Genomic DNA, 11,920 nt, shown 5'->3' with positions numbered 1-11,920 from the left:
TTGCCCAATCCCATGCTTGATGCCATTTTTCTCAGCCTGCAACAGGGCGAAACCACTGCCGCCGCCGCACTGGCGGACCTGGTGCGCAGCCTGCGGCCCAGCAGTGCCGACAATCACGAACAGGCCATCATGAATTTCCGCGCGCTGGCCTGGCTGCTGGAACATCACGCCGACCACCGTCAGGCCCTGCGCAGTGCATTTCTCGACTTACTGACCCAAACCAGGCAGATTCCGCTGTATACCGAATCCGGCATTCTTGCCAATACCGGCTTTTTCACCACGCTCTCCAAACGCATCGGCGAGCGGCTGCTGCCCATGCCCACGCGGGAAGATTCGCTGCAGGACCGCTTTGGCCGCCTCTTCCGCTGGAAGCAGGATCACATCTGGCTGGCGGCCATTCCGGATGAAACCTGGCAACAGCTGTGGCAGGCCATGGCCTGGCATGAAGAGCAAGACCGCAGCAGCTGGATCCAGACCCGTCTGCAAATGCTGGAATCGGTACAGATACTCAGCGCACGGGTGACCGCCATTGGCCTGGAACCGGAACTGGTACGGGTCTATCCAGACATCGAGCGTTTCGAATCCCCCTTCCTGCACCTGAATGCCGAAGTACTGAGCTATGCCGACAGCTACCGACGGGCACTGGCCGAACACACGCATTCGCAGGTGGACGACAAGCACATTCTGGTATTGCTGGAGCAGTGCGAGCTGATTCTGGGCAAAATTCGCAAGAATGCGTCCCGTAACGGCATTTCCGTCAACCTCACCTATCAGGCACTGCGATTGCTGCAAAGCCTGAATCGCTTGCGCGCACTGCTGGCCTTGCTGGAGCCGGAACACGACCCGGCACATAACCCGGCCCTGTTTCATTTGCTGGTGGATTTCGCCCGTGCGGAAAACCGCAAATACAGCGTCAGCGATGTCTTCAAATCCAACACCGAGCTGCTTGCCCTGCAGGTAACCGAACATGCTGGCCGTCATGGCGAACACTATATTGCCGAATCACGCCGGGAATGGGGCAGCATGGCCAAGGCGGCAATGGGTGCCGGCCTCATCGTTGGCATCATGGCCCTGATCAAGCTGCTGCTGGCCCAGGCCCACCTGCCCCTGCTGTGGGAAGGGCTGGCCTATGGCATGAACTACGCCATCGGCTTCATCATCGTGCAGCTGCTGCATTTCACCATTGCCACCAAGCAGCCAGCGATGACTGCCGCGCGGATTGCCGCCGCCCTGCACCAGCAGGAAAAAAGCGCCAGCCGCGTAGCACTGGATGATCTGGCCGAACTGGTGATCAAGGTGCTGCGTACCCAGTTCATCGCCATTCTGGGCAATGTGCTGCTGGCCATTCCTACCGCTGCCATCATTGCCTATGGCTGGCATGCACTGGCAGGCAGCACGGTGGTATCGCCCGACAAGGCACACCACCTGCTGCACGACCTGGACCCGGTATCCAGCCTGGCCCTGCCGCATGCCGCCATTGCCGGTGTATTTCTCTTTCTGTCGGGGCTGATTGCCGGTTACTACGACAACAAGGCCATCTACCGCCGCATACCGGAGCGGCTGGCGGCGCACCCCTTGCTCAACAAGCTGCTGGGCCGCCACCGGGCCTGGAAGCTTGGGCACTATGTGGAACACAATCTGGGTGCGCTGGCCGGCAATTTTTATTTCGGCCTGTTTCTGGGCCTGACCGGCACCATCGGCATCATGCTTGGCCTGCCGCTGGATATCCGCCATATCACCTTCTCGGCAGCCAATCTGGCGTTTGGTTTGGTCACGCTGGATTTCCAGCTGCCGCTCGGCATGGTGGCCATGTATTGTGGCGGCCTTGTCCTGATTGGCATGACCAATCTGGCAGTCAGTTTCAGCCTGGCGCTATGGGTTGCGCTGCGCTCGCGCAAGCTGGACGGCCGGCAAGTGCTACCACTGGTCCCCTTGCTGTTGAAACGCTTTGTACGCCAGCCGCTGCTGTTTCTCATCCCGCCAGCCACCACGCACGGCAACCGGGCCGAGGATGGCACCACGCCCCAACCCGGACAGCAGGATCATTAAACCCAGCCGGTGGGCATCTCCCTTCAGCGGGAGAGGGTAATATGGATATACGCGGCATGGCACCTCGGTTAAACTTGCCGCTCATTCATTTATTTCCCCGCCCTGATGAGTAAGCGCCGTATCTTTGACAGCATCATCACCCGGCTGGTGATCTTGGTGGTCTGCCTGGTCAGCCTGGGAACGGTGATACGCTACTACGCACTGGGCAGCTTTCTGCGGCAGGAACTATCCACTGTTGTGCAAGAGCAGCAACAGGCCATGGCGGGCTATGTGGCCAGGGATATCGATGACAAGATCACCCAGCGGCAGACTCTGCTGTCTCAATTAGCCACTGACCTGCCACAAACCCTGCTGGTGCAGCCAGCTGCCCTGCAGGACTGGCTGCGCCAGCACTATCGCTACCAGAGCCTGTTTCCCGGCGGCCTGTTCGTTACCGATCCGCGTGGCCGCGTGATTGCCGACTACCCCACGGTACCGGGTCGACAGAACCACAGCTACGCAGAACGCGACTACATCCAGTCTGCCGCCAAGGGCCGCAGTTACATCGGCAAACCGGTCATCGGCATTGCCCTGCGCGTGCCCATCCTTCCCATGGCGATCCCGCTGTTTGACCGGCACAAGCAGGTGAGTGCCATCCTGGTCGGCATTACGCCAATCTCTACGCCCGGCTTCCTCGATCTGCTGCAAAAAACCCAGATCGGCCATGGCAAGGGCGGGTTTCTGCTGGTTTCGCCTCGCGACAATATGTATATCGCCACTTCGCACAAAGAAATGGCGCTAAGCCCGCTGCCCCCGCCTGGAAATAATCCGCTGCATGACCGTGCCATGGCCGGTTATCGCGGCAGTGGCATTACCACCAATGCCAATGGCGAAGAAGAAGTTGCCGCCATGGTTACCGTCCCCAGCACTAACTGGTTTGTCGTGGCGCAGCTTCCTGCCAGCGAAGCATTTGCTACGGTTGGCCACGCCCAGTTTTTCGCCATCAAGGGGGCCATCATCGCCACCATCCTGTTTGCCCTGCTGGCCACCCTCTGTATGTATTTTGTTCTGCGTCCGCTGTTTCAGGCAGCGGAAGACGCCGAACGCATGGCACATGGCGACATGCCGCTATTACCCCTGTCTATCCGCCGCCGTGACGAAGTCGGCCACCTGATTGCCGCCTTCAACCGTCTGCTGGGGAAATTGCACGAACAACAAGGCCAGCTGGAACGACTGGCGCATCATGACAGCCTTACCGGGCTGCCTAACCGCCGCCTGCTGGCAGACCGCCTGAAACTTGCACTGGCGCAATCTCGCCGACACCACACGCACCTGGCCTTGCTATTCATGGATCTGGATGGATTCAAACGCATTAACGACAGCCTGGGGCATGATGCTGGCGACGAAGCACTGCGCATGGTGACGGCACGGCTGCAAGCGATTGTGCGCGAGTCCGACACCCTGGCCCGCATTGGTGGAGACGAATTCATCCTGCTGATGAGCCATCTGGATACTCAGGCTGCAGAAATGGCCCGTATCGTGGCCGACAAATGCATTGCCGCCATGCAGCCGCCGCTGCTGATTGGTGATGCAACATTCAAGGTGGGCATCTCCATCGGCATTGCACTGGACCGCGCCGACAGCACGGCAGATTCGCTGATGCAGGAGGCGGATCAGGCGATGTACCTGGCCAAGTACAACGGTGGCGACTGCCAGCGCCACAACTAAGGCGCGGGCCACTTTCAGCTGCTGCAGCGCAATATCCACCTCAGGAAAACAGCATCGGTCAAAGCCAGTCTTTTGATCGCGATCAAGCCAACCGACACCCACTTTAATTTCAGCATCCCGTCACCAAAATTCATCATATTTCCAGCTGATAACCCTGTTGTAGTAAAAAACTACAGTGAATAAGGCCAAGGCTGGCTCCATATACTACAAATCACCCAAAGCCGGAAACTGATAATGGGGTGGTCTGTTCAGACCTCCTACCCCGCCATTCCGGCTAGCCGAGCAGGCAGCCTGCCCTGTGCAGACGGCTCCCCCTGCCCGCGACGTTTGCTGTTGCTTCCATCCAGATAACAGAAGGAGACGGTGATGTTGATCGGTGTACCCAAGGAAATCAAAAACCACGAGTATCGCGTTGGTCTCACCCCTGCCGGTGTAAGAGAACTGGTGGGTCATGGTCACAAGGTGCTGGTGCAGACCCAGGCCGGGCTCGCCATCGGCTTTACCGATGAGCAATACATCCAGTCCGGCGCCTCGATTGCTTCTTCAGCCGAAGAGGTATTTACCAAAGTTGACATGGTGGTCAAGGTCAAGGAGCCCCAGCCGGTGGAATGCCGCATGCTGCGCCCAGGACAAATCCTGTTCACCTATCTGCACCTGGCACCGGACCCGGAGCAAACCAAGATGCTGACCGAATCCGGCGCGATTGCCATTGCCTACGAAACGGTAACCGATGAGCGTGGCGGCCTGCCCTTGCTGGCTCCTATGTCGGAAGTGGCCGGCCGCATGGCCATCCAGGCTGGTGCCCATGCGCTGGAAAAAGCCCAGGGTGGCCGTGGTGTGCTGCTGGGCGGCGTGCCCGGCGTGGCCCCGGCACGGGTGGTGGTGATTGGCGGCGGCGTAGTCGGGCTGAATGCGGCACGCATGGCGGCCGGACTGGGTGCTGATGTCACCATCCTGGATAAATCCCTGCCGCGTCTGAAGGAAATCGACATGGTGTTTGGCGGCCGCATCAAGACCCTGGTGTCCAATACCGCCAATATCGATGAATGCATCCGCGAAGCCGATATGGTGGTTGGTGCGGTGCTGATTCCGGGGGCTGCTGCACCCAAGCTGGTGACCCGCGCCATGCTGGGCAATATGAAACCCGGTGCCGTACTGGTGGACGTGGCCATCGACCAGGGCGGCTGTTTTGAAACCAGCCGCGCAACAACGCACCAGGACCCCATCTACGTAGTGGATGGCATCGTGCATTACTGTGTGGCCAATATGCCTGGCGGCGTGGCCCGCACCTCTACCCAAGCGCTGAACAACGCCACCCTGCCCTTCACCCAGGAACTGGCCGACAAAGGCTGGCGTCAGGCATTGCTGGATAATCCGCACTTGCGCAACGGCCTGAATGTCTGCCATGGCAAGATTACTTACAAGGCCGTGGCAGAAGACCTGGGCTATCCCTATGTCGATCCGGTCGAAGCCATCAAGGCCGCATCCTGACCCCGGGCCAGCCGGTATCACAGGCAAGCGGGCATCCCGAAAGGGGGCCCGCTTTTTACATTGCAGGCCCCCGCGACCACAGTAAGCGCCCGGCATCAGGCGCAAAAAAACCGCTGGCCGATCAGGGGCAGCGGTCTGTGGCTGGCAAGGCGACCGGGCTTAGTCAGCCAGCAGCTTCTGCACTACATCAACATAGCCTTGCTTGGCGTCATCGCTGGCCATGCCCTTGAGCTTATCCCAGGCATCGTATTTGGCGCGATTGATGAAGTCCATCATGCCGGGACGTTCACCGGCCACATCGCCCTCGCTGGCTTGCTTGTACAGTGCGTACAGCTGCAGCAGGGTTTGGTTGTCCGGGCGCTCGGACAGCGAGGTGACATCGGCCTGGGCCTGGGTGAACAGCGCGTTCAGATCAGACATGCTTCTTCCTTCGTGGTCGGATTATCAAAGCGGTATGTTCCGCTGTATTGAATCAACTCCAGCCAGGCTTGCTGCGCAGCAAAACCAGTGCCGGAGTGGCTGAATTTAGCATGAAACCAAGCCAGCCGGTGCGGCCATGCTTTCAATTGTTCAGTACCGTACCACTATCGCCATCCGTTTGCGGACCAATGCGGATCAGCTTGAAGCTTTTTACCGCACGGCCATCGCGGATGGCCGGGTAAAACGTGGCCTGGCGGAAGATCTCCATCAACGGCAGCGCTGCCTCTGCGGGACGCGCCGACACCATCTGTACCGTATCCACGGTTCCGTGCTCGTTGATATACACCCGCAAGGTAATGTCAACATCATCCATGCCCAGCCCATAAGGGGCCACCAACTGGATAGGCAGTTGCTCCAGCGCCAGCACATCCACCTGCCGGGCAGCATAGTAAAAATCAAAGCCCAGCAATTGCGCACTGGCATCTTCGTCCGAGATTGCCGCCATGCCACTGTCCGCTGCCAACGCAAACGGAGCCGAGGCATCTCCGGATCCCAACGGAAAATACAGCGGCACCGGCTGCTGTGCCTGCGCTGCGCTGGCTGCCTTAGCCAAATGCAGCTTCTGCCGCACTGACAGCATTACCTTGCCAGCCAATGGCTTGACGGCGGGTGCCGGCAGCGCCTTAGCCTGAAGAGGCGGGGCAATGCGCGGCGCCCTGTGTGCGGTCGCTTGGCCGGTATTGCTAGCCAGCCGCACTGTCATGCGCTGCGACTGGCCACGCAGACTGCCCTCGGAAGCCCATCGCATCAATAATGGTGCATGCAGTAACAATGACAGGCTAAGCGCCAGGATCAACCGATCGGAATCGGACAAGGCCGACCAACGCCAAGCCTGCGGGAAGCAGCGCAGCCCGAACGGCAGTTTCATGATGCCGGGCAGGCTCCGGCAAAAAGCTTATTTGGCATCCAGCAGCTTTTCGATGTCTTCTTTGGCGATGGCACCCGGCACCAGTCGACCATTGGCAAAAATCAGGCCCGGCGTGCCGGTAATGCCCAGTTCGTCACCCATGGCTTCAATCTTGTCCAGCGCGGAGGTATCGCACTTGTCGGTGCCGGTCAGCTCCTGGCCATCACGCATGAAAGCCGTCCAGGTTTTCAGCCTGTCCTTGGAACACCAGATCTGACGTGCCTTGCGCGGTGCATCCGGGTGCAGCTGTGCCAGCGGGTACAGGAAGGTGTAGATCGTGACATTGGTGATTTCAGGCAGGCTTTCGCGCTCCAGCTGCTTGCAATACGGGCAGTCCGGGTCGGTAAACACCGCCAGTTTGCGTGCGCCATTGCCACGTACTTCCTTGATGGCGTACTTCAGCGGCAGTTTGTTGAAGTCCAGACGATTCAGATCAGCCATTTTCTTTTCGGTCAGACTGGTCTTGGCATCGGTATCAATCAGATCACCGACAAACAGGTATTTTGCAGACGCATCGGTGTAAACAATCTGCTTGCCCTTTACCACGACTTCATAAATACCTTGCACCGGGGTTTCGCTGACACTCAGCACCTGACGGTTGGGAAAGCGGGTGGTGAACGCTTTTTTTACCTGCTCGGTGCCGGTAGAAGTGGCGTTGGCATTGCAGGCAGTCATGCTCAGCAACAGGGAGGCGGCCAGCGCCAGGGCTTTTACAGTGGTTTTCATTCACAATCCTCGGGTTCAGAAGCCTATGGCATGACGGGCAAACTGGCGCTTGAGCGGTGTCAGCCGGTTGGTCAGGGTAAGGCCGGTATTGCGTAACCAGGACAGGCCTGGCACGTGTTGAGTATGAAATAGTCGGTACAGGCCATCACAGGTAAGTTGCATGGTCTTGACCGCCTCGCGCCGTTCACGTTCGTAACGGCGCAGCAGCATCCAGTTGCCGGCATCGCCCGGTGCTTGCAGCAAGGCGGCCAGCTTGGCGGCACCCTGAAACCCCAGGTTGACCCCCTGCCCCGCCAGCGGATGCACGGTGTGCGCCGCATCACCAACCAGCGCCAGCCGCTGGCTGACAACCGCTGCCGGCTGGATCAAGCGCAAGGGAAAGGCTGCCGCCGGCCCCAGCAGGCTCAGATGGCCCAACTGGTGATTGCCAGCGGCGGCCACCTGTGCGCACAGCTGCTCGGCAGAAAGCGTCAGCAAGGCATCAGACCGGGCTGTGGACCACACCATGGAAATACGATTACCCGCCATGGGCAACCAGGCCAGGATGCTGTCACCAGTAAACCATTGCCGGGCGATATTGCCATGCGGTTTCTCACAGGCAAAGTTGGCCACCACTCCGCTTTGGCCATAGGGCTTGATGCTGGCGGCCAAGCCGGTCTGGCTACGCACCCAGGAGTTGGCACCATCCGCCCCCACCACCAGCGCGCCTTGCAGCACACGGCCATCTTCCAGCGTCAGGCTGGCCATGCTGGCTGTGGTGGCAAGTGCCGCCGGGCGCACACCGGTGAGGCAATCGACGCTACTATCGGCCAGCCGCTGCCACAAGCGGGCCAGCAGCCAGCGGTTTTCCACTATCCATGCCAGCGCGCTGGCACCGGCATCACTGGCGGCAAACTGGATGCGGCCACCGGCATCGCCGCATACATCCATGCTGGCAATGGTGCCGATGCGGGACATATCCGGCCAGGCTTGCAGTTGTTCCAGAAAACGGCGGTTAAGCGGGCTAACCGCATAGATGCGGGCATCCCAGCCTTGCTCCAGATCGTCAAAGCGAGCGGCAGCACCTTCCAGCAGGGCGATCTTGCGCCCACTGTCGGCCAGGGCCAGTGCCAGACTGGCACCGACCAGACCACCGCCAACAATGATGACATCGTACTGAGTCATGAATCTGTTTCCTAAAGCCCAAATACCAGATGCCGGGCAAAGGCACGCCGCAGCGGCGGCACACTGTCCAGCGTGCTCATGCCCACGCCGCGCAAGGCACTGACCAGGGCGGAATCGCCGTCAAACAGCTTGATCAGGCCGTGGGTGAAACCCACCACGGCATGGCTGTCCAGTTTACGGCTGGCGGCATACACCGCCAAGGCAGCCGCATCGCCCGGATCGCTAACATCATTCAACGCCTCGGTCAGGCCGATAGCATCGCGCAGGCCCAGGTTCAGGCCCTGTGCCGCCACCGGATGCATGGTTTGCGCTGCGTTGCCAATCAGCACCACGCGCCCGCTGCTGACACGGTTGACCTGACGCAGTGCCAGCGGAAAGCTGGCGCGCGGGCCGATGGCCAGCACCTTGCCCTGGCGCTCGCCGAGGGCCTGCTGCAATTCGGCCATCACCTGCTCATCCGCAGCCTGCTGCAGGGCTTGGGCATCATCGTGACTGCGGGTCCATACCAGCATGTATTGATCGCCATGCGGCAACAGGGCAAACGGGCCTTGCTTGGAAAAACGCTCATAGGCCACCCCGGCCGGTGGCTGCTCGGTTGTCACCTCGGCCAGCACCGCGCATTGCTGGTAGTCATGCACCAGACGCTTGATACCGGGCAGGCTGTCCGCCAGCGCTCCGCCTTCGGCCAGTACCACCAAACGTGCGGTCAGGCTGATATCGCCATGCACGCCGCTGGTTTTTACCGTGGCGTAGCAGGCCATGCTGTTGACTGCTTCAACGCGGGTTTCCCACCATACTTGTACCCCGGCCTGTTCCAGCCGGGCATTGATGGCTAGCGTCAGCGCCGGATAATCCACCACCACGCCCAGATGTGGCAGTTTGAGATCGGCCGCATCCAGCCGGGTTCGGCCAAATGCACCCTGCTGTGACACATGCACGCTGTCGATCTGGCTGGCGGGCAAGTCGTCCGGCCATGCACCAGACGCTGCCAATGCTTCACGGCTATACCAGGATAGCGCCAGCGCACGGGCGTCGTTGAGCGGAGCATCCTTGGCACGGGCTTCTACCAGCAATACACGGCGGCCAGCTGCGGCAAAACGCAGCGCGGCCAGCGCGCCTACCGGCCCACCGCCAACGATAATGATGTCGGCGTGCTCGCCACCATCATGGCCGCAGTCGCGGCTGTGTTGTCTGTCTGTGTTCTTCATGTTCAGACACCCTGCATCAGGATTTCAATTGCATCGATTTCTTTGGGCACATCGGCGGTATACACCTCGTGGCCGTCTTCGGTTACCAGCACATCGTCCTCGATGCGGATACCGATATTGTGCAGTGCCGGCGGGACATTATCCGCCGGACGGATATACAGACCGGGTTCGATGGTGGTGCACATGCCGGGTTGATAGCTGCGCCATTGACCGCCCAGCTTGCGCTGGCCGACATCATGCACGTCAAGGCCAATCATGTGGCCAATGCCATGCATGTAGAACTGACGGAAGGCACCGGATTCAATCACCCCGTCCACGCTGCCGGTGAGCAGCTTGAGGTCCAGCATGCCCTGCACCAGCACCGCGAGGGCAGCATCGCCCGGCGCATTCCACAGTGCACCAGGCTTGACCTCGGCAATGCCTGCCAGTTCCGCCGCTAGCACGATTTCATATACATCACGTTGGGCGGCGCTGAATTTACCATTCACTGGAAAGGTGCGGGTGATGTCTCCAGCATAGCCATTCAGTTCGCAACCGGCATCGATCAGCAGCAAATCACCATCGTTCAGACGCGCATTATTGGCTGCGTAATGCAGGGTGCAGGCATTGGCACCGCCAGCCACGATGCTTTCGTAGGACGGGTAGCGGGCACCATTGCGAATGAAGGTGTGCAGGATTTCCGCTTCCACCTGATATTCCATCATGCCCGGCCGGGTGGCGCGCATGGCCTGGATATGGCCGTGGGCGGAAATCTGCCCGGCACGGCGCAAGGTGGCGCGTTCGCCAGCGTCCTTGACCATGCGCATTTCATCCAGCACCGCCAGCAGGTCGTGGTACAGCGCGGGCGGCTGTTCACCGCTGCGATAACGCTGGCGCACAGCGTCCAGCCAGCCATTCACCCGCGCGTCAAAACCGGCATTGCGGCCAATATTCCACCACAGCGACTTCTGGCCGCTCAGCAGATCGGGCAGGCGGGCATCCAGTTCGCTGATGCAATAGGCCTCGTCAAAGCCAAAGGCTTCACGCGCGCCATCCGGGCCAAAACGAAACCCTTCCCACACCTCCCGCTCAAGGTTCTTTTCCCGGCAGAACAGGATGGATTTGCCCGTCCCGGCATCCAGCACCAGTACGGCTTCCGGCTCGGCAAAGCCGGTAAGGTAAAGAAAATGGCTGTCAGCCCGGTAGGGGTAGTGGCTGTCGGCATTGCGCACCACTTCGGGCGCGGTAGGCAGGATGGCGATGCCCTCCCCCATCTGCTGCATCAGACGCGTACGGCGCTCGGCATGACTCTGGTACATGATGACTCTTTCGCATGACTTGAACCGGCCAATATCCCGGCATGGCTGCAGTTTACACTGCTGCGGCGATGCTGCCGATGCTGACGATCAGCAAGCGCCAGACATGAAAAAGGCTTGCCGGCAGGCAAGCCTTGCAGTGATACCGACAGCCTGTCAGTCCAGCAGCGTGGCGGAGGTGTACACGTCCTGCACGTCGTCCAGATCTTCCAGCGCATCCAGCAGCTTTTGCATGCGCATGGCGTCTTCACCGGCCAGTTCGGTTTCGTTTTGCGGCTTCATGGTGACTTCGCCCATTTCCGCCTTGAAACCCTTGTCTTCCAGCGCTTGTTTCACATCGCTGAATTCGTACGGGCCGGTGATGACTTCGATGGAGCCGTCATCATTGGTGATCACGTCTTCCGCACCACATTCCAGTGCGGCTTCCATCAGTGCGTCTTCATCCACACCCGGCGCAAACACCAGGAAGCCGCAATGGCTGAACTGGAAGGCCACGCAGCCGTCAGTCCCCATATTGCCGCCATACTTGGAGAAGGCATGGCGCACATCGGCCACGGTGCGGGTTTTGTTGTCAGTCAGGCAGTCCACCATCACGGCAGCGCCGCCAATGCCATAACCTTCGTAACGGCATTCAACGTAATCCACGCCTTCGAGCTGACCGGTACCGCGCTTGATGGCGTTATCGATATTGTCCTTGGGCATGGATTCGGCCTTGGCCTTGTCCACTGCCAGCCGCAGACGCGGGTTCATGTTGACATCGCCGCCGCCCATCTTGGCAGCAACGGTGATTTCCTTGATCAGACGGGTGAAGATCTTGCCACGCTTGGCATCCTGACGACCCTTGCGGTGCTGGATGTTCGCCCATTTGCTATGACCTGCCATAATTGCCTCAA

10 protein-coding genes are annotated in these 11,920 nt (G+C 59.9%); 3 read left to right on the top strand and 7 right to left on the bottom strand.

Annotated elements, in window-relative coordinates:
* The first annotated feature begins 12 nt into the window (after nucleotides 1–12).
* The 3 genes from ACODR9_RS13710 to ald all read left to right on the top strand — a co-directional run bounded on the left by ACODR9_RS13710 (nucleotide 13) and on the right by ald (nucleotide 5,247).
* Nucleotides 13–2,049 (top strand): site-specific recombinase, encoded by a 2,037-nt coding sequence (locus ACODR9_RS13710; RefSeq protein ID WP_488809930.1) that lies wholly within the window; start codon nucleotides 13–15, stop codon nucleotides 2,047–2,049.
* A gap of 105 nt (nucleotides 2,050–2,154) precedes the next feature.
* Nucleotides 2,155–3,756: a diguanylate cyclase domain-containing protein gene (locus ACODR9_RS13705; protein WP_488809929.1), complete on the top strand. Its 1,602-nt coding sequence runs from the start codon at nucleotides 2,155–2,157 to the stop codon at nucleotides 3,754–3,756.
* 366 nt (nucleotides 3,757–4,122) lie between these two features.
* On the top strand, nucleotides 4,123–5,247 hold the full coding sequence (ald, locus tag ACODR9_RS13700) for an alanine dehydrogenase (protein WP_488809928.1): 1,125 nt from the start codon (nucleotides 4,123–4,125) through the stop codon (nucleotides 5,245–5,247).
* A gap of 159 nt (nucleotides 5,248–5,406) precedes the next feature.
* Here ald and ACODR9_RS13695 read toward each other — a convergent pair whose 3' ends face one another.
* From ACODR9_RS13695 to ACODR9_RS13665, 7 genes are all read right to left on the bottom strand, one after another.
* Nucleotides 5,407–5,667: an acyl-CoA-binding protein gene (locus ACODR9_RS13695; protein ID WP_488809927.1), complete on the bottom strand. Its 261-nt coding sequence runs from the start codon at nucleotides 5,665–5,667 to the stop codon at nucleotides 5,407–5,409.
* Between the two features lie 142 nt (nucleotides 5,668–5,809).
* Nucleotides 5,810–6,595 carry an energy transducer TonB gene (locus tag ACODR9_RS13690; RefSeq protein WP_488809925.1) on the bottom strand — a complete coding sequence of 262 codons (786 nt, stop codon included), beginning with the start codon at nucleotides 6,593–6,595 and terminating at the stop codon, nucleotides 5,810–5,812.
* 27 nt (nucleotides 6,596–6,622) lie between these two features.
* On the bottom strand, nucleotides 6,623–7,360 hold the full coding sequence (locus ACODR9_RS13685) for a DsbC family protein (RefSeq protein ID WP_488809924.1): 738 nt from the start codon (nucleotides 7,358–7,360) through the stop codon (nucleotides 6,623–6,625).
* A 15-nt stretch (nucleotides 7,361–7,375) separates the two neighbouring features.
* On the bottom strand, nucleotides 7,376–8,524 hold the full coding sequence (locus ACODR9_RS13680; protein ID WP_488809923.1) for a UbiH/UbiF family hydroxylase: 1,149 nt from the start codon (nucleotides 8,522–8,524) through the stop codon (nucleotides 7,376–7,378).
* Between the two features lie 11 nt (nucleotides 8,525–8,535).
* Nucleotides 8,536–9,732 carry an FAD-dependent monooxygenase gene (locus tag ACODR9_RS13675; protein ID WP_488809922.1) on the bottom strand — a complete coding sequence of 399 codons (1,197 nt, stop codon included), beginning with the start codon at nucleotides 9,730–9,732 and terminating at the stop codon, nucleotides 8,536–8,538.
* A 2-nt stretch (nucleotides 9,733–9,734) separates the two neighbouring features.
* Nucleotides 9,735–11,030: an aminopeptidase P N-terminal domain-containing protein gene (locus ACODR9_RS13670; protein ID WP_488809920.1), complete on the bottom strand. Its 1,296-nt coding sequence runs from the start codon at nucleotides 11,028–11,030 to the stop codon at nucleotides 9,735–9,737.
* Between the two features lie 153 nt (nucleotides 11,031–11,183).
* Nucleotides 11,184–11,909 carry a YebC/PmpR family DNA-binding transcriptional regulator gene (locus ACODR9_RS13665; protein WP_124644319.1) on the bottom strand — a complete coding sequence of 242 codons (726 nt, stop codon included), beginning with the start codon at nucleotides 11,907–11,909 and terminating at the stop codon, nucleotides 11,184–11,186.
* Nucleotides 11,910–11,920 lie beyond the last annotated feature (11 nt).

The organism is Aquitalea sp. FG25 (assembly GCF_057809375.1).
This window is presented reverse-complemented; position numbering and strand designations above follow the sequence as displayed.

What these genes read in the sequence shown, in the direction of transcription:
- ACODR9_RS13695 (WP_488809927.1), bottom strand. Translation starts at nt 5,667, where the DNA reads ATGTCTGATCTGAACGCGCTGTTCACCCAGGCCCAGGCCGATGTCACC.
- ACODR9_RS13710 (WP_488809930.1), top strand. Translation starts at nt 13, where the DNA reads ATGCTTGATGCCATTTTTCTCAGCCTGCAACAGGGCGAAACCACTGCC.
- ACODR9_RS13705 (WP_488809929.1), top strand. Translation starts at nt 2,155, where the DNA reads ATGAGTAAGCGCCGTATCTTTGACAGCATCATCACCCGGCTGGTGATC.
- ACODR9_RS13680 (WP_488809923.1), bottom strand. Translation starts at nt 8,524, where the DNA reads ATGACTCAGTACGATGTCATCATTGTTGGCGGTGGTCTGGTCGGTGCC.
- ACODR9_RS13685 (WP_488809924.1), bottom strand. Translation starts at nt 7,360, where the DNA reads ATGAAAACCACTGTAAAAGCCCTGGCGCTGGCCGCCTCCCTGTTGCTG.
- ald (WP_488809928.1), top strand. Translation starts at nt 4,123, where the DNA reads ATGTTGATCGGTGTACCCAAGGAAATCAAAAACCACGAGTATCGCGTT.
- ACODR9_RS13670 (WP_488809920.1), bottom strand. Translation starts at nt 11,030, where the DNA reads ATGTACCAGAGTCATGCCGAGCGCCGTACGCGTCTGATGCAGCAGATG.
- ACODR9_RS13675 (WP_488809922.1), bottom strand. Translation starts at nt 9,732, where the DNA reads ATGAAGAACACAGACAGACAACACAGCCGCGACTGCGGCCATGATGGT.
- ACODR9_RS13690 (WP_488809925.1), bottom strand. Translation starts at nt 6,595, where the DNA reads ATGAAACTGCCGTTCGGGCTGCGCTGCTTCCCGCAGGCTTGGCGTTGG.
- ACODR9_RS13665 (WP_124644319.1), bottom strand. Translation starts at nt 11,909, where the DNA reads ATGGCAGGTCATAGCAAATGGGCGAACATCCAGCACCGCAAGGGTCGT.